The organism is Kribbella sp. NPDC051770 (assembly GCF_040681455.1).
Lineage (GTDB): Bacteria > Actinomycetota > Actinomycetes > Propionibacteriales > Kribbellaceae > Kribbella.
Window position 1 is genome coordinate 948,748 of record NZ_JBFAYT010000001.1, and the last position, 17,178, is coordinate 965,925.

Below are 17,178 nucleotides of genomic sequence, written 5' to 3' on the forward strand. Positions count from 1 at the left end.
GATCTCCCGGCCCTCTCCTGATTCGATGCCTGTACGGCGAGGTGCTTACTCCGCGGCAGCGGCGACCGGCTCCTCGGCGGGGGCCTCGGCCTCGTCCTTCTCGATGCCCGCCTCGGCCTCGGCCTCGGCCAGCTCCGCGTCCAGCTGCTCGGCGGTCGCGGCGGCGGTCACGTTGACGACCAGCGTGTCCGGCTCGACGGCCAGCTCGACACCCGCGGGCAGCTTCAGGTCGGAGGCGTGGATCTGCGCGCCGGCCTCGAGGCCCTCGATGGAGACGGTGACGCCGTCCGGGATGTGCGTCGCCTCGGCCTCGACCAGGACGTTCGCGTTCTCCAGCACGACCAGGGTCTCGCTGGCCGCGTCACCCTCGAGGTGGACGGCGATCTCGACCTGGACCTTCTCACCGCGCTTCACGATGACCAGGTCGACGTGCTCGATGAAGCCCTTGATCGGGTCCCGCTGGACCTGCTTCGGCAGCGCGAGCTGGCTCTCGCCGCCCTCGATCTCGATCAGCAGCAGGGCGTTGGCGGTCTTCAGGGCCAGCATGGTGTCGTGCCCGGGCAGCGTGATGTGCACGGGGTCACTGCCGTGGCCGTACAGAACGGCGGGGACCTTGCTGTCCCGGCGGATTCGGCGGGCAGCACCCTTGCCGAACTCAGTGCGCGACTCGGCTTGGATCTTGACCTCGGCCACGAGATGAACTCCCTCAAGCTTGTTGCGGTGATCTGTTGACTGGTGGTGGAACCGGTTGCAGAGCCTCAGCGGGCACGTCTTGACTCCGGAAAAGGCGTCAGGCAACGAACCACCGCGTCGATCACGGAGCCGCGCCCGCCTAGCACTTCTCACCGAGTCGAGCGCTTGGTAGAGCGCAGTCGGGGGGCGTCCCTCGCCGAGGCAACCAAAACAGTCTACCCACCACTGCGCCCAGAGCGGAAATCCGGGTCACCGGTCCGCCGTGACGACTTTTCGGCGTGCTCCGGCGCGGTTCCGGGAAGCCCTAATGAAAATGATTGTCGATTCAGTTAGAGTCCCGGCTCGTGACCGCCACTCACCTGTTCCGCCGCTGGGTCCCGGCCGCCGGACTCGCCCTGCTGACCTGCCTGATCCTGCTCATTCCGCGGTACGCCAGCGCCGCCGACGCCCCGCCCGAGGTGCTGCGCGCCGTCCACACCGACGTCCTGCACACGACGTACGACGGTGCGCGGCTGCAGCTGCGGACCCGGATCGGCAACGGCGACTACCGCGAGGCCGATCCGGCCGGTCTGGTCTTCAACCTCGAGGACCGCGGAACCGCCCGGGTCGAGCCGCCCGACCTGCCCGCCTTCGGGTTCCTCGGCAGCCCCGGCGCACCGGTCTGGATCGCTCCCGAGTCCCAGGACCCGGAGCTGCTCTGGCCGGGCTGGGACACCGAGACGATCCCGGCCGGCGCCCTGGCGGGTGACGCGGTCGACCTCACGCTGGTCTCGGCCGCGGGGCCCGGAGCGGTCGAGGTGTTCTTCAACTACGACGAGTTCGCCGGCTCGGTGCCGCGGCTGTTCAGCTCCGCCGACCCGGCGTACCGGACCGTGCGTCAGCCGGTCGGGCGGCACGTGCACGCCAACTGGGCGTTCACCCAGCTCGGCACGTACAGCCTGGTCTTCGAGGCCACCGCCCGGACGCCCGACGGGCGGGCGCTGACCTCAGGGCCGGTCACCTACACCTTCGCCGTCGGCGGGTACGAACCGCCGACGGTCACGCCGCCGACCAGTCCCCCGACGACGGCGCCGACCACCCCGACGCCTCCTCCGACCAGTCCCCCGACCACGCCGACCTCACCGACCCGGCCGCCGACGTCGCCGACGGCTCCCCCGACCTCCTCGCCGAGCTCGCCGCCGGTCACTCGGCCGGCTTCACCGTCGGCCTCGCGCCCGGCGACCCCGCCGAGCAGCCACCCGACGCTCCCACCCAACTCGCCCTCCGTCCCCGCCGGTCTCCCGACCACTCCGCCGTCCTCGTCGCCGCCCGCTCCCGAGCGCCCGGTCCCCGTCGCCAAGAGCTCCGCGCTCCGCCCGTGTGTCACCACCACGTCGCACACTGCCGGCTCGACCACCTCGCCCGGCCCTGACACCACCGGCTCGTCGAGCCCCGGCGCCACCAACTCTCCTGACCCCACCACGAACCCGACCCCGACTCGTCCGCCCTCCGGCGGCCCGTCGGTCAAGCTCACCACCGGCCACGCCGACTTCGCCGTACGCGTCGAAGGCAACGGTCTGCGCTCACGCGTGAAGGACGGCACCCGGGGACCGGTCGTCTGGCGAGCCCCCGAAGACGTCCTCGTCGAGCTGGGAACAGCCGCCGAGGCGACCGCACCAGGTGGAGCCTTCGGCTTCCTCGGCCCGGCCGGCTCGAAGCTCTGGCAGATCCCGCAGACCCAGAAGGACGGCGTGGTCTGGCTCGGCTGGAACACCGAGGAACTCACCGCCACCCAGGTCTCCGGCGGCTCGGTGAACTGGCGCCTGGACAAGGTCACCGGCCCAGGACGCGTCGCGGTCTTCGAGTTCGACTCGTTCGGTCAGCCGAAGATCGTGTTCAACAGCGCCGACGGCCTCCCCGACACCGTCAAGGTCCCGCTCGGCACGCACGCCCACGGCAACTGGACCTTCACCCAGCCCGGCACCTACCAGCTGACCTTCACCCACACCGCCACCCTCGCCACCGGCACGGCCGGCAAGAGCACGAGCACCCTCACCTTCAAAGTCGGCCCCCAGCAACAGGGTGGAGGTGCTCCCGCCAACCAACTCCCGGGCAGCGGGGCCTCCGCCAACCAGCTCCCCGGCGGTGGGGCTCCTGGCAACCAGCTGCCCACCAGCGGAAATTCCCCCAAGCAGCTGCCCGCCAGCGGCAGCTCCGCCAACCAGCTCTCCGCACCCCTCACCTCCCCCCTGACCCGAGACGCAGTCAAGCCCTCAGCGCCCAGCTGCAGCCTCGCGACCACCGGGGCCGACGCCACCTTCGGCTGGATCGTCGGCGGCGCCGTGCTGCTCGTCGTCGGCACCGTCCTGCTCGTCGCCACCCGCCGCCGTCGCCAGGCCACCCAGGAGCCCAAAGCATGACCCCCTTCCCCCCGCCGCAACCCCCACTTTGTGCACCGCCCAGCCAGAAAATCCGCCGTACGGCGACTGAACGGTGCTCAAAGTCGCTCGGCGCGGCGCTTCTGGCCGTGTCCACGATGGTGCTGGCCGCCTGCTCACCGGCGGCCACCGCCTCCGACGGTGAGCTGAACGTCGTCACCACCACCGAGATCCTCGCCGACCTCGTCCACCAGGTCGGCGGCGACCGCGTCACCGCGTCGTCGCTGGTCCCAGCCGGTGGCGACCCGCACTCGTACGAGCCGACACCGGCCGACGCGAAGCGGGTCGCGCGGGCCGACGTCACCTTCACCAACCACCTGCTGCTCGAACCCCAGTCGCTGATCAAGACGATCGACGCCAACGCCCCCGAGAACAGCCCGAACGTCTCGCTGGCCGAGGCCGCCGAGCCGTACGGCGCGCACGTCATCCCGCTGGTCGAGAACATCGGCCTCGACGTGCTCTGGCTCGGCCTCCGCGTCCGGGGCACCGGCCAGGCGCTCGGTGCCACCCGGACGTCGTCCGTCCGGCTCTCGGCCACGAAGGTCGACGGGCCCGGTCACCTGGTCGCCTACCTGACCGAGTCCCTCGGGCAGCCCGACCGCTACTTCGACTCCTCCGACGGCCTCACGGCAGCGGACAGTACGACGCTCCCGCCCGCCGCGCACACCCACCTGAACTGGGCCTTCACCAAACCCGGCGTCTACCACCTGACTCTCGCCGCCGCGCTGGAGAACGACGGCCGGCCGCCGAAACCGCTCGGCACCGGAACCTTCACCTTCGCCGTCGGCGTCGAGCCCCGCGCCGTCAGCCCGGCCGCCGGCGGCCCGCCCACCGTCCTCGCCGAGGGCCACACCGACCTCACCGTCAACCTCGACACCGGCAAGCTCTCGGCGTACTCCGACGCGAACCCCGGAGCGGCTCCGAGCACGCCCACCGCGCGCCAGACCTCAACAGCGCAGACCGATGTCGCCCCCGAGCGCGTGGTGATCGACGTACCGAACAAGGCGCTCGTCACTGTCCCCGACGACCGCCGCTTCAGCTTCCTCGGCGCCGCCGGGACGCAGATCCACCAGCTCCCGCAGGCGGTGCTCGGCAAGCACGTGCACGGCGAGATCGACCCGCACCTGTGGGAGGACGTCGCCAACGCCAAGGCGTACGTGCAGCTGATCCGCGACACCCTCAGCACCGCGGACCCCGAGGGTCGGCAGGTCTACCACGACAACACCGTGCGGTACCTGCGGGAGCTCGACGAGCTCGACCAGTTCGTCCGGACCCGACTGGCCACGATCCCCGCCGGGCGCCGCCAGCTGATCACCACCCACGACGCGTTCGGCTACCTCGCCGCGGCGTACGGACTCACCGTCGCCGGATTCGTCGTCCCCAACCCCGCCCAGGAGCCCAGCGTGGACCAGGTCCGCAAACTCTCCGAGACCATCCGCAACCTGAAGGTCCCCGCCGTCTTCACCGAACCGAACCTCGCCCAGCGCGCCGCCGTCCTGACCCAGGTCGCCCACGACCAGCACGTCCGGGTCTGCTCCCTGTACGGCGACTCCTTCGACCAGCACGCCCGCTCGTACGCCGAGATGATGCGCCACAACGCCGAAGAACTCGCCCGCTGCCTGGGGAGCACCCGATGAAGCCCCGCGCGCGCCAGGCGCAGGTCCTTCGCGGCCTCGTCGCCGGAGCCGTCTGCCTCCTCGCACCCCTCACCCCGACGGCGCTCGCCGCACCGTCCACCGCGGCCGCGGACCCGGTGGTGATCTCCACCGGCCACGTCGACCTCGGCCCGCACTTCGTCGACGGCGCCTGGACCATCGGCCTGCGCGACGACACCATCCAGCCGGCCGTCTGGCGCGACCTCGACGACGTGGTCCTGCACGCCAACGCCAAGGCCCGGATCGCCGTACCGGCCGATCCCGCCTACGCGTTCCTCGGCACCGCGGGCGAGCAGATCTACGTCATCCCCCAGGTCCAGCAGGACGGCGTGATCTGGCCCGGCTGGAACACCCAGGCCCCGGACGTCGAGGCCCAGGTCACCCGCGAAGTCACCTGGTCGCTGGACGCCGTGGAGGGCCCGGGCGTCTTCACCCTCTTCCTCAACTCCGATTTCGGCCGCCCCACCACGATCTTCGACAGCCGGACCCCGTACCCCCAGCAGACCGGTGTCGACGTCGGCACCCACGTCCACGGCAACTGGACCTTCACCACCCCCGGCACCTACCGCCTGCGCATCACCATGACCGCCCACCTGAAGAACAACTCCACGGTGAAGGACCAGCAAACCCTCACCCTCCACGCCGGCGACACACCTCCGCAGCAGCAGCCGCTTGCAAAGGAACAACCTGCGGACCGATCCCGCGCCGAAGCGGCGAGCACCACGAGCAACCTCACCGGCGCCATGGTCGCCGGCGGAACCGCACTGGTCCTCGTGCTGACCGCCGCCGTCCTGATCCGACGGAGGCGCACCCGATGACCACCCTCCAGATCCACAACCTCGCCGTGACCCTCGGCGGCCGCAACGTCCTCCACGACGTCGACCTCACCCTCGACCCCGGCGAACAGCTCGGCCTGATCGGCCCGAACGGCGCCGGCAAGACCACCCTCCTCCGCGCCGTCCTCGGCCTCCTCCCCACCACCGAAGGCTCGATCACGATCGGCACCAGAACCCCCGCCCAGGCCCGCGGCCACCTCGGCTACGTCCCGCAGCGCCACGAGTTCGTCTGGGACTACCCCGTCGACGTCCGCACCGCGGTGACGACCGGCCGCACCCACCTCACCGGCTGGCTGCGCCGCCCGAGCAGCACCGACCGCGACGCCGTCCAGGAGGCCCTCGAGCGCGTGGACCTGCAGGCGTTGCACCGCCGCCCGATCGGCGAGCTGTCCGGTGGCCAGCGCCAACGGGTCCTGGTCGCCCGGGCGCTCGCCGTACGGCCGGAGCTCCTGCTCCTCGACGAGCCGTTCACCGGCCTCGACGTACCGACCCAAGAGGCCCTCACCCAGCTCTTCCGCCAGCTCACCGAAGAGGGCACCGCGATCCTGATGACCACCCACGACCTGCCCGCAGCCGCCGGCACCTGCGACCGGCTGGTGCTCCTGAACCGCACGGTCGTCGCCGACGGCCCACCGGACCAGCTCCGCGACCCCTCGGTCTGGCTCGACGCGTTCGGCGTCACCAGCTCCGACCAGCTCCTGCACAGCCTCGGAGTGGCGAAGTGATCGAGTTCTTCACCGAGCCCTGGCAGCACGTGTTCATGCAGCGCGCGTTCCTCGTCGTGCTGCTGTCCGGCCTGGTCTGCGGCGTGATCGGCAGCCACGTCGCGCTGCGCGGGATGGCCTTCATCGGCGACGCCGTCGCGCACGCGGTCTTCCCCGGGATCGCGATCGCGTTCGCGCTGCACACCAGCCTGGTCGTCGGCGGCATCGTCGCGGGCCTGGTCACCGCGCTGGCCGTCGCCGTCTTCTCGCAGAACCGCCGGCTCAAGGAGGACACCGTGATCGGCGTCTTCTTCGCTGCGGCGTTCGGGCTGGGCATCGTGGTGATGAGTACGGCGCCCGGGTACGGCGGCTCGCTGGAGTCGTTCCTGTTCGGGTCGGTGCTCGGGATCGGCAGCGGCGACGTCGTCACGGTCGCGGTCGCCGGAGCGATCCTCCTGCTGGTGACCGGCGGGCTGCACAAGGAGCTCGTCACGGTCGGCCTGGACCGCGAGACCGCGCGCGCCGCGGGCCTGCCGATCTTCTGGCTCGACATGGCCCTGTACGCGATGGTGACGGTCGCGATCGTGATCTCGATCCAGGCCGTCGGCAACGTTCTCGTGCTCGCCCTGCTGGTCACGCCGGCCGCCTGCGCCCGGCTGCTGACCGACCGGATCGGCGTGATGATGCTGGTCGCGCCGCTGATCGGCGCCGGCTCCGGCGTGACCGGGCTGTACCTGTCCTACGCGTTCGACCTGGCCGCCGGCGGGTTGATCGTGCTCACGGCGACCGCCGTGTTCGTGGCCTGCTGGGTGTTCGCGCCCCGGCACGGCCTGCTCAGCCACCGTCGCCGCCGCGCGACGGCCGTGGTTCCCGTCCACCCCTGAAAGGAAAGTCCATGCGCAAGCCAACCCGCGTCGTACTGCCCGCTGTGGCAGTGCTCGCGTTCACCGGTCTGGCCGCCCCGGCGGCCCAGGCCGCACCCCGGGTCGTGCTCGACCAGGGTCATGTCGACGTCGTCGGGATCGCGTTCGAGGACGGTGCCTTCGACCTGCACGTCCACGACGAGGAGCACGGCGCCGAGTACGCGCCGTCGCAGGTCGAGCTGGTCGCCAAGCCCGGCGCCGAGATCGCGGTGCCGGCCGACCCGGCGTACCGCTTCCTCGGTACGCCGGGAGGCCGGGTCTGGGTGCTGCCGCAGGTGCAGGACCCGGAGCTGCTCTGGCCCGGGATCGGCGCCGAGGAGATCGAGGCCGGCGTCTTCACCGGTGACGCGCTGAAGGTCGACGTGGTCGGGGTCTCCGGCCCCGGCGACCTCAGCGTGTTCACCACCGACGCGTTCGGTACGCCGTCGGTACTGGTTGACAGCGGCAACGGTCTGCCGGACCGGATCAACACCTCCGCCGGTGGTCACCTGCACGCCAACTGGGCCTTCGAGGCACCGGGCCGGTACCAGGTGAAGGTCAAGGTGACCGGCACGGTCGCCGCGACCGGCCAGAAGGTCTCGGCCGTCGCCACCTACTGCTTCAAGGTCGAGCAGTGAAGGGCCGGGTGCTCGCCGGTGCCGCCGCGGCGGTACTGATGACGCTCGCGCCGGTCGCTGCGGCGTACGCCGCGACGACGATCTCGTCGGGCCACGTCGACGCGGTCGACGTCGACTGGACCGGTACCGCGCTGACGCTCGACCTGCGCGACGGCACGGTCACCCCGAACGTCGACCGGAACCCGGCCGACGTCGTCCTGAACGCCGTCTCCGCGAGCCGGACGTCGGTACCGTCCGGGTCGGCGTACGCGTTCCTCGGCACACCGGGATCGCCGGTCTGGATCCTCCCGCAGACCCAGGCGGCGGCGATCGTCTGGCCCGGCTTCAACACCGAGGGCGTCCCGTCGGGCGCACTCCAGGGCAACAGCGTGTCGGTACGCCTGGTGTCGGTGACCGGCCCCGCCGACGTCAGCGTCTACACGACCAGCGCCCTCGGTACGCCGACCGTCTGGTTCGACAGCGGCAACGGCCTCCCCGACAGCCGCGCGATCCCGGTGAACACCCACGCCCACGCCAACTGGGCCTTCGAGGCAGCCGGCACCTACAAGGTCGTCTTCGAGGCCACCGGTACGACGTCCGCCGGCGCCACTGTGTCGACCGGCCAGCAGACCTACACCTTCACCGTCCAGCCCTGATGGTCCTGCTTCTGCCGCCCACACTGCAGGGTGGGCGGCAGGAGCAGGCCGAGCCGGCGTTTCGTGGCTGTCGGCACCGTCTGCCACCATCCCCGCATGGAGAGCAGACGCTGGGGGCTCGGCCCCGTCGGGCGCACGCTCGCCTGCGTGCCGACCGGTGCCGCCGTCGTGACCACCCTGTTCGTCCCCGAGATGTGGGCGCTCGTGCCCCTGGCGGCGGTGATCGCCGTCGCCTGGATCCGCACCGAGATCCGGCTGACGGACGACGAACTGATCCTGCGGTACCCGATCGGCAGCCGCCGTGTGCCGCGGGCCGACGTACTCTCGGCCGAGTTCACCTGGTCCTCGCTGCGCGTGACGCTGCGCAGCGGCGAGCTGGTCAGGATCCGCTTCTCCCCCAAGCTCACGTCGACGGAGCTGAGCGGGGATCCGCCGCCGCCGGACAGCGCCGCCTACCAGATCACCGCGTGGGCGCAGGGCCTAGAGTCAGCTGGGTGAAGATCGTCTCGCTGCTGCCGTCGGCGACCGAGATCTGTTTCGCGCTCGGCGCCGGGGACGACGTCCGCGGCGTGACGTTCGAGTGTGACCACCCGGCGGCGGCGCGGGAGCGGCGGATCGTCTCCACCACGAACCTTCCGGCCGGTCTCACGCCTGCGGAGATCGATGCCACCGTTCGGGAGCGGGTGGCGGCGGGTGAGGATCTGTACAAGCTCGACCGGGGCGCGTTGCGGGCGGTGGATCCGGATCTGGTGATCACGCAGGACCTGTGCGCGGTGTGTGCGATCGACGTGGACGACGTCGAGGAGGCGCTGTCCTACCTCGGGTGTCAGGCGAAGGTCGTCACCACCGACCCGCATGACCTGACCGAGGTGCTGGAGTCGATCGAGCAGATCGGGCAGGCGATCGGGCGCTCGTCCGCCGGGCTGTTGAAGGAGCTGCGGCACCGGCTGTCGGCAGTGGAGATGCGGCCGAGGACCGGGCGGCGGGTGCTGGTGCTGGAGTGGACCGATCCGCCGTTCGCGCCGGGGCACTGGATTCCGGAGATGGTGGAAGTGGCGGGCGGTGTGAGTGTGCTGGGATCCGCCGGATTGCGGTCGAGCCGGACGACCTGGCCGGCGATCGCCGCCGCGCGGCCGGAGGTCGTGGTGGTCGCGCCCTGCGGCTTCGGGCTGGACGAGTCCGCTCAGCTCGCAGAGGAGTTGCTCGACCAGCTGCCCGACGTACCCGTCTGGGCCGTCGACGCGAACGGGTACTTCGCCCGCCCCGGCCCGCGGCTCGTGGACGGCGTCGAGGCCCTCGCCGCGATCCTCCACGACGAGCCCGTCGCTCCCGAGGTGGCCCGGCGGATCCGCTAGTTTCACCGGCGTGCTGATCTTCTGCCTGCTGCTCGTCGCCGCGGCCCTGGTTGCGCTCGCCGTCTGGGCGAAGGCCAAACGTGACCGCCTCTTCGCGGCGCGCACCGAGCAGGCGGTGCAGGCCGGCTGGACGCCGATCCCGGTCGACCCGGCGCTCGAGGTCCTGGCCAACCGTCTCCTGGCTCCCGGCACCAACACCCGGATGGTCGCCGGCGAGTACGCCGGGCACTACTTCCGCGCCTTCGACCACTCGCACTCGGCCAGCCGCACCAGTACGGCGACCAAGCAGCACCTGGTCGCCGTACTGCTCAACGTGTCTCTCCCACCGATCGCCGTCACCACCGACAGCGCGATCGGCCGCACGCTCGGAGTCCCCGACCAGGAGCTGGAGTCAGGCCACTTCAACGACGCCTTCGTCGTCGAAGCACCGAACCAGCGCTACGCGTCGGCCGTCGTCCACCCGCAGCTGATGGAGTGGATGCTGCAGCACCCGCACCTCCAGTGGTGGATCGACGGCCCGTACCTCGTCACCTGGGGCATGCACTGGTGGACGGTCGACGGCGTCAACGCGACCCTCGACGAGCTGACCACCGTCCTGCGCCTGATCCCGCCGTTCGTCCTCACCGACTACCGGCTCAGCTGAGTCCACACCGCCCGCAGCGCCCGCGCCGCGTCGCCTTCGAGCCCGGCCGCGTCCAGCGTCTCCGCCAGCTCGTCGAACTCCGGCCCCCACCGCCACGCCACCGCCCGCAGCTGCTCGGGCAGCTCCGGATCCTTCAGCGACCCGCCGTCGGCGCGCGTGTGCTGCGCGGTCAGCGCCTCCGTCACGCCGTACGACGCCGCCAGCTGGAACGCGAGCACCGCCAGCGCCGCCTTCCCCTTGTTGTAGAGCGCGTACGACGACTTGGCCGCACTCGCGGCGCCCGGCTCGGCGCCGACGACCATCGGCGTCACCGCGGTTCCCGCCCACAGCGCCGCGACCTGCTCGGCCGCGGCGCCCGAGAGCATCAGGTGCGTCGGGCTCGCACCACCGGTCGGCGGCGGGCCGATCACGCCACCGTCCACGAAGGTTGCCTCAGGCAACGCTTCCTGGGCCTTGCGCAAGGAGCTCGGGGAGAGCGGGTTCGCCTCGACGTAGATCCCGCGGAACCCGGACGCGCCCACCTGCTCGGCGATCGCGACCGCGCCCTGCGGGGCGCACGAGCAGAGCACGACCTCGGCCTGGCCCACCGCTTCGTCGTACGGCGAACCGATCAGCCCGGCCGCCTCGGCGCGTGCGGCGGACGCCGTACTGCGGCCCTCCGGCACCCAGTGCACCTCGTGCCCGGCCGCGACCAGCTGCGCGGCGAGCTGCGATCCCATCGCTCCGGGGTGGAAAACAGCGACCCGCATGCTCGCGGTCCTCTCGTCGACGCGGTCAGTGCTCCCCAAGATAGGCGAGGACGGCGAGCACCCGGCGATGCTGCTCGTCGTTCACCAGCAGCCCGAGCTTGCCGAGAATGCTGCCGATGTGGGTCTCCACGGTCCGCTCGGTCAGCCACAGCCGCCGGCTGATCCCCACGTTCGTGCAGCCTTCGGCCATCAAGGCGAGCACCTCGCGCTCGCGCGCGGTCAGCGCCGCCAGCCGGTCCTCGGCGCGCGACCGCCCGATCAACCGCTCGACCACCTCCGGGTCCAGCGCGGACCCACCGGCCGCCACCCGCTCGAGCGCGTCGAGGAACTCGTCGACAGCGAGCACGCGGTCCTTCAGCAGGTACCCGAACCGTCCGCCGGCCACGAGCTCGGTCGAGTGCCGCGTCTCCACGTGCTGCGACAGCAGCACGATCGCCAGCTCCGGGCAGAGCGTCCGCAACCTCCGAGCGGCCCGGGCCCCGTCGTCGGTGAGATCCGGCGGCATCCGTACGTCGATGATCACCAACTCCGGCGAACGCTCCGCCACCACGGTCACCAGCGACAAAGCATCCCCCGCCACCCCCACGACCTCGTGGCCCGCATCCACGAGCAACCGCTCCAACCCCGCGCGAAACAAGGCGGAATCCTCCCCGATCACGATCCGCACGGCAGCACCACCTCGATCGCCGTTCCGGCGCCCACCGGGCTCAGCATGGTCAGCGACCCACCCAGCGCGACCACCCGGTCGGTCAGCCCGCTCAACCCCGACCCCGGCCGCGCCCGGGCTCCTCCACAGCCGTCGTCCTCGATCCGGATCCGGACGTCCTCCCGCGACCGCGTCACCCGTACGCCGATCCGGCTCGCCTGCGCGTACTTGGCCGCGTTCACCACCGCCTCCGCCGCCACGAAGTACGCCGTCGTGACCAGCTGCTCCGGCAGCTCGTCCCCCACCACCTCCACCCGTACCGGGATCGGCAGGTTCCGCGTGATCGCCGCCAGCGCGGCCGGGAGCCCGTCGTCCAAGCTGGTCGGCCGCAGCCCGTGGGCGATCTGCCGCAGCTCGGCCACCGCAGTAGCCAGCTCAGCGACCCCCTGGTCGAGCAGCTCGTCCACGTCGACCGTGCCGTCCCCCAGGTGCCGCTGCGCCAGCCGCAGGCTCATCCCGAGCGAGACGAGCCGCTGCTGAGCCCCGTCGTGCAGGTCTCGCTCAAGCCGGCGCCGCTCGGCGTCCCCAGCCTGGACGAGCCGAGCCCGGCTGGCCTCCACCTCCCGCAGCGCCCCCGCCAGCTCGGCCCGCAGCCGCGTCACCTCAACCAGGTTCGCCGCAGCCGTGGCAACGGTCCGTAGTACGGCCGGACTGTCCCCAGCGAGCACCCCGATCTGCATCCCCCCGAGCATCACCGGCACGACCTCCCCGCCCACCGCAGCCCCCGCCACGTCCACAAACCCCGCAGCCCCCGGCACCAGATACCCCACCCGCAGCAACGGATCCCGCAGCGCCTGCCGCAGCACCCCCTCCAGCTCCTCCGGACTCCCCTCCCCTGCGTGGATCCGGTGCTGCAGCTCCTCGATCGCCGCCAACGCAGCCCGCCGCGGCGGATACAACCGCCTGTCGACCACCCGCCGCAGCGACGACCGCAACGGCGCCAGCACCACCGCACACACCGCAGTCGCCGAAGCAGCAGCCACCGCAGACCCCCGCCCAACCACCAGCCCCAGCACGAGCGCCGACACCGCGTACGTCCCCAGCAACGCCACCAGTACGACGGCGTACGTGACAGCGTCCGCAACAGCCCGGTCCACGTCGTACAGGTCGTGCCGCAGCATCGCCACCGCGACCGCCACCGGCAGACTGACCAGCGCCAGCACACCGGTGACGGTCGCGACCGCCCCCGACTCCCCCGTCACCACGATCTCCACCAGACACACGAACGGGTAGCAAACGGCCGCGACTCCAGCGATCGCCAGCCACTTCACCTGCGCCCGCTGCCGTCCACTCGACCGCCGCAACCGCACCACGACGGACACTGCCGAAGCGATCACCAGAGCCAGCAGCCCGAAGAAGACCACCTCCCGCAGCACGCGCAACCCCAGCGCCTCGACGGAGACCGCCCCGAACACCTGCTGTCCGGCACCCAGCAGCACCAGCGCCGGCGGAACCACCCGCCACCTAGGACCGATCAGCTGCCCGTCCGGGAAGTAGAGCAGCAGCAACCCCAGTACGACGAACAGCCACCAGCCGCTCTCCTCCAGCCAGTCCACCACCCGGCTGTCCAGCGGCACCCGCCCAGCCGCTGCAGCCTCGTAGTACGCCGACCGCAACGCCAGGTACATGACCAGCAAGCCGATCAGGCACAGCAACGCCCCGACGACGTTCCGCTGCTCGCGCCGGGCGACCAGCAGCCCCAGCACGACCAGACCGGCAGCCAGCACGCCCAGCGGCACCACTGCCTGCGCCGACACCTGTGTAGCGAGCAGCAGCCAGCCGCCGCCCACCAGCATCGTCGCCACGAGCAGGGAGGTGCCGACTGCGAGCCCCCACGGCCACCGCATGACGTCACTGTAAGTCGCGAACCGCCCCCGCGGCTCCGGGCCAGCACGGAGATCTGTTCCCGTACCAGCGCGGATCCGGCAGCCACGCTCAGCGGCTTCGCTGGAGGGGACAGCTTTCCGTGGCGATGGGAGACCCACGATGTCCACCTCGACGATCGACACCCAGCTCGGCAGCGACCCGGTCACCCGGCGCCGCGTCGGCCTGGTCGCACTCGCGCTCACCGTGACGTCGCTGACCGCCGTACCGGGCGGGCTGCTCTGGCCCGAGCCGTCCGGCGGCGGCGAGACCTACACGTACGCCGACATCCAGCCGCTGCGCGACCGCTGGTGGGGCCTGCTGGTCTTCCTCAGCGCAGCCCTGGTGCTCAACGTCCCGGCGCAGGCCTTCCTGACCAGCCTGCTCGTCCGCGCCCGCGGCGCGACCTGGGCGACCGTCGGCGGCGTCGTGATGTGGATCGGCACCGCCCTGTACGCCGTGGGCGGCGCCGGCTGGGCGGCCGCGGCGTACTTCGCGACCGGCGTCGACGCCCCCGCCGGGAGCGCGATGATGGACGCGATGAACGCGGACACCGCGCACCTGTTCGGCCCGATGATCACCGGCGCGCTGCTGGTCGCCGTCGGCACGCTGATCCAGGTCGTCGGGCTGTGGCGCTCGCACGCCGTACCGCGCTGGATCCCGCTCGCCGCGGCGACGATCCTGTTCACCTTCGTCGTCCCCGGCAACGGCGTCGCCGGCCTGGTGACCGCGCTGCCGATGACCGCAGCGGCCATCGGCATCGCGTACTACGCCCGGCGGGCCGTCCGATGATGTGGGGACCGTGGCCGCTGCTGTTCTGGCCGGCTCACTGGTACCGCGGACGACCGGACCAGGTCAGGCCCGGCCCTCGAACAGGCTGGTCACCGAGCCGTCCTCGAAGACCTCGCGGATCGCGCGGCTGATCAGCGGAGCGATCGACAGCTCGGTGAGCTTGTCGAACTTGCGGTCCTCCGAGATCGGCAGCGTGTTGGTGACGATCACCTCGCTGGCCTGGCAGTTCTTCAGCCGGTCCACCGCCGGACCGGACAGGATCGCGTGGGTGGCGGCGATCACCACCCCGGCGGCGCCGTCGGCGTACAGGGCGTCGGCGGCCTTGGTGATCGTGCCCGCGGTGTCGATCATGTCGTCGACCAGGATGCAGACCCGGCCGGCCACCTCACCGACGACCCGGTTGGCGACGGTCTCGTTCGGCCGGTCGATGTCGCGGGTCTTGTGGATGAAGGCCAGCGGCGCGTTGTTCAGCCGGGCCGACCACTGCTCGGCGACCTTGATCCGGCCGGCGTCCGGGGAGACCACGGCCAGCTGCTGGTCGCCGTACTTCTCCCGGACGTAGTCGGACAGGATCGGCAGCGCCATCAGGTGGTCGACCGGTCCGTCGAAGAAGCCCTGGATCTGCGAGGTGTGCAGGTCGACGCAGATCAGCCGGTTCGCGCCGGCGGTCTTGAACAGGTCGGCCATCAGCCGGGCCGAGATCGGCTCCCGGCCGCGGTGCTTCTTGTCCTGCCGGGCGTAGCCGTAGAACGGGAGCACGACGGTGATCCGCTTGGCCGACGCCCGCTTCAGCGCGTCGACCATGATCAGCTGCTCCATGATCCACTCGTTGATCGGCGAGGTGTGGCTCTGGATCACGAACGCGTCGCTGCCCCGGACCGACTCCTCGAACCGGACGTAGATCTCGCCGTTGGCGAAGTCGTACGCCGAGGTCGGCACCAGCCCGGACCCGAGCTGCTCGGCCACCTCCTCGGCCAGACCGGGATGGGCCCGGCCGGAGAACACCATCAGGTTCTTCTCGGTGGTTCGCTTCATCCCGCTCATCGCCACTGCCTCCCGTTACGCCTTCTCGCCAGTGTCGCCCGATGTGTCGGCGAGTGCTTCTTCAGCCGCCTTCGCCGTCTTCGTCCCGGCCCGCTTGCGCGCGACCCAGCCCTTGATGTTGCGCTGCCGCCCGCGGGCGACCGCGATCTCGCCCGGCGCGACCGGCTGGTCGATCGCCGACCCGGCCGCGATGTACGCCCCGTCGGCGATGTCACCCGGCGCGACCAGCACCGAGTTGCTGCCGACGAACGAGTACCGCCCGACGCTGGTGTGGTGCTTGTTCACCCCGTCGTAGTTGGCGAAGATCGTGCCGGCGCCGATGTTCGCGCCCTCGCCGATCGTCGCGTCCCCGGCGTACGACAGGTGCGGCACCTTCGCGCCGTCGCCGATCGCCGCGTTCTTGGTCTCCACGAACGTCCCGATCTTGCCCTTGACGCCGAGCGACGTCCCCGGCCGCAGGTACGCGAACGGCCCGACCGAGGCACCGGCCCCGATCACCGCCCCCGACCCGTGCGTCCGGATGATCGAGGCGTCCTGGCCGACCTGTACGTCGGTCAGCGTCGTGTCCGGCCCGATCACCGCGCCGGTCGCGACCGTGGTCGCGCCGTGCAGCTGCGTGTTCGGCAGCAGCGTGACGTCCTGCTCCAGCGCGACGGTCGCGTCCACCCACGTCGTGCTCGGGTCGACGATCGTGACGCCGGAGCGCATCAGCGTGTCGAGCGTGCGCCGGTTCAGCTCGGCGCGCAGCGTCGCCAGCTGGACGCGGTCGTTCACGCCCTCGGTCTGCATCGCGTCCTCGATCACGTACGCGCCGACCCGCTTCCCGTCGCCGCGGGCGATCGCCAGCACGTCGGTCAGGTACAGCTCACCCTGCGCGTTGTCCGTGGTCAGCCGGCTCAGCCCGTCGCGCAGCGTGGCCGCGTCGAAGGCGTAGATGCCGGCGTTGATCTCGTCGATCTGGCGCTGCTCGGGTGTCGCGTCCTTGTGCTCGACGATCCCCGCGACCGTGCCGTCGGGACCCGGCAGGATCCGCCCGTACCCGGTCGGGTCGGGCACCCGGGCCGTGAGCACTGTCACAGCGTTGCCCTGCTTGTCGTGCTCGCCGATCAGCTCCAGCAGCGTCTCCGCGGCCAGCAGCGGGACGTCTCCCGACGTCACCACGACCGTCCCGTCGAAGTCACCCGGTACGGCGGTGAGCCCGGCCCGGACGGCGTCGCCGGTCCCGAGCTGCTGCTCCTGGACGGCGGTCCGGACGCCGGCGTCGACCTCGGCCAGGTGCGCCTCGACCAGCTCCCGGCCGGTGCCGACCACGACCACCAGGTGCTCGGGCGCGAGTGCACGCGCGGTGACGACCGCGTGCCCGACGAGGCTGCGCCCGCCGATCTCGTGCAGGACCTTGGGGGTCGCGGATTTCATCCGGGTCCCCTGACCGGCGGCCATCACGATGACCGCCGCAGGACGGTGGGAAGTCACGCGGTCTTCTCCTCGGGTTCCCTACGCGTTCGGGCGAGTGTGGTGCGTGAGCACCCGGAACGAGCGCCCGCGC

General features: G+C 71.5%; 17 protein-coding genes. 11 read left to right on the forward strand and 6 right to left on the reverse strand.

Features of this window, described 5'->3' with window-relative positions:
• Positions 1–45: 45 nt before the first annotated feature.
• Positions 46–693 (reverse strand): 50S ribosomal protein L25/general stress protein Ctc, encoded by a 648-nt coding sequence (locus tag AB0M01_RS04545; RefSeq protein WP_363665472.1) that lies wholly within the window; start codon positions 691–693, stop codon positions 46–48.
• 344 nt (positions 694–1,037) lie between these two features.
• Between AB0M01_RS04545 and AB0M01_RS04550 the strand changes: the two genes are divergently transcribed.
• The 10 genes from AB0M01_RS04550 to AB0M01_RS04595 all read left to right on the forward strand — a co-directional run bounded on the left by AB0M01_RS04550 (position 1,038) and on the right by AB0M01_RS04595 (position 10,478).
• Complete coding sequence (locus AB0M01_RS04550) at positions 1,038–3,092, forward strand: TIGR03773 family transporter-associated surface protein (RefSeq protein WP_363665473.1); 2,055 nt, start codon at positions 1,038–1,040, stop codon at positions 3,090–3,092.
• Between the two features lie 116 nt (positions 3,093–3,208).
• Entirely contained in the window at positions 3,209–4,747 is a 1,539-nt protein-coding gene (locus tag AB0M01_RS04555; protein WP_363666204.1) for an anchored repeat ABC transporter, substrate-binding protein, read from the forward strand.
• On the forward strand, positions 4,744–5,583 hold the full coding sequence (locus AB0M01_RS04560) for a choice-of-anchor M domain-containing protein (RefSeq protein ID WP_363665474.1): 840 nt from the start codon (positions 4,744–4,746) through the stop codon (positions 5,581–5,583). The genes AB0M01_RS04555 and AB0M01_RS04560 overlap by 4 nt, the downstream gene beginning before the upstream one ends.
• On the forward strand, positions 5,580–6,326 hold the full coding sequence (locus AB0M01_RS04565; RefSeq protein ID WP_363665475.1) for an anchored repeat-type ABC transporter ATP-binding subunit: 747 nt from the start codon (positions 5,580–5,582) through the stop codon (positions 6,324–6,326). The genes AB0M01_RS04560 and AB0M01_RS04565 overlap by 4 nt, the downstream gene beginning before the upstream one ends.
• Before the next feature lie 35 nt (positions 6,327–6,361).
• Positions 6,362–7,189: an anchored repeat-type ABC transporter permease subunit gene (locus AB0M01_RS04570; protein WP_363666206.1), complete on the forward strand. Its 828-nt coding sequence runs from the start codon at positions 6,362–6,364 to the stop codon at positions 7,187–7,189.
• Positions 7,190–7,200: 11 nt separating this feature from the next.
• Positions 7,201–7,845, forward strand: a complete 645-nt coding sequence (locus AB0M01_RS04575) for a choice-of-anchor M domain-containing protein (RefSeq protein WP_363665476.1) — start codon at positions 7,201–7,203, stop codon at positions 7,843–7,845.
• Entirely contained in the window at positions 7,842–8,480 is a 639-nt protein-coding gene (locus AB0M01_RS04580; protein ID WP_363665477.1) for a choice-of-anchor M domain-containing protein, read from the forward strand. The genes AB0M01_RS04575 and AB0M01_RS04580 overlap by 4 nt, the downstream gene beginning before the upstream one ends.
• Positions 8,481–8,576: 96 nt before the next feature.
• Positions 8,577–8,978, forward strand: a complete 402-nt coding sequence (locus AB0M01_RS04585; protein WP_363665478.1) for a PH domain-containing protein — start codon at positions 8,577–8,579, stop codon at positions 8,976–8,978.
• Positions 8,975–9,835 carry an ABC transporter substrate-binding protein gene (locus tag AB0M01_RS04590; RefSeq protein WP_363665479.1) on the forward strand — a complete coding sequence of 287 codons (861 nt, stop codon included), beginning with the start codon at positions 8,975–8,977 and terminating at the stop codon, positions 9,833–9,835. The genes AB0M01_RS04585 and AB0M01_RS04590 overlap by 4 nt, the downstream gene beginning before the upstream one ends.
• A 10-nt stretch (positions 9,836–9,845) precedes the next feature.
• Positions 9,846–10,478 (forward strand): hypothetical protein, encoded by a 633-nt coding sequence (locus AB0M01_RS04595; RefSeq protein ID WP_363665480.1) that lies wholly within the window; start codon positions 9,846–9,848, stop codon positions 10,476–10,478.
• Here the strand turns inward: AB0M01_RS04595 and AB0M01_RS04600 are convergent.
• From AB0M01_RS04600 to AB0M01_RS04610, 3 genes are read right to left on the reverse strand one after another with little or no spacing between them, the layout of a single operon-like run.
• On the reverse strand, positions 10,463–11,227 hold the full coding sequence (locus tag AB0M01_RS04600) for an NAD(P)-binding domain-containing protein (protein ID WP_363665481.1): 765 nt from the start codon (positions 11,225–11,227) through the stop codon (positions 10,463–10,465). The genes AB0M01_RS04595 and AB0M01_RS04600 overlap by 16 nt on opposite strands.
• Positions 11,228–11,252: 25 nt before the next feature.
• The gene (locus tag AB0M01_RS04605) at positions 11,253–11,894 is read right to left on the reverse strand and encodes a response regulator transcription factor (protein WP_363665482.1); all 642 of its coding nucleotides are present in this window, start codon (positions 11,892–11,894) and stop codon (positions 11,253–11,255) included.
• Positions 11,882–13,780: a histidine kinase gene (locus AB0M01_RS04610; protein WP_363665483.1), complete on the reverse strand. Its 1,899-nt coding sequence runs from the start codon at positions 13,778–13,780 to the stop codon at positions 11,882–11,884. The genes AB0M01_RS04605 and AB0M01_RS04610 overlap by 13 nt, the downstream gene beginning before the upstream one ends.
• 139 nt (positions 13,781–13,919) lie before the next feature.
• On the opposite strand from AB0M01_RS04610, the gene AB0M01_RS04615 reads away from it, so the two are divergent.
• Positions 13,920–14,588 (forward strand): hypothetical protein, encoded by a 669-nt coding sequence (locus AB0M01_RS04615; RefSeq protein ID WP_363665484.1) that lies wholly within the window; start codon positions 13,920–13,922, stop codon positions 14,586–14,588.
• A gap of 63 nt (positions 14,589–14,651) precedes the next feature.
• Here the strand turns inward: AB0M01_RS04615 and AB0M01_RS04620 are convergent, their stop codons facing one another.
• The gene (locus AB0M01_RS04620) at positions 14,652–15,632 is read right to left on the reverse strand and encodes a ribose-phosphate diphosphokinase (RefSeq protein WP_344180570.1); all 981 of its coding nucleotides are present in this window, start codon (positions 15,630–15,632) and stop codon (positions 14,652–14,654) included.
• Between the two features lie 15 nt (positions 15,633–15,647).
• Positions 15,648–17,105, reverse strand: a complete 1,458-nt coding sequence (gene glmU, locus AB0M01_RS04625) for a bifunctional UDP-N-acetylglucosamine diphosphorylase/glucosamine-1-phosphate N-acetyltransferase GlmU (RefSeq protein ID WP_363665485.1) — start codon at positions 17,103–17,105, stop codon at positions 15,648–15,650.
• Positions 17,106–17,178: the final 73 nt, after the last annotated feature.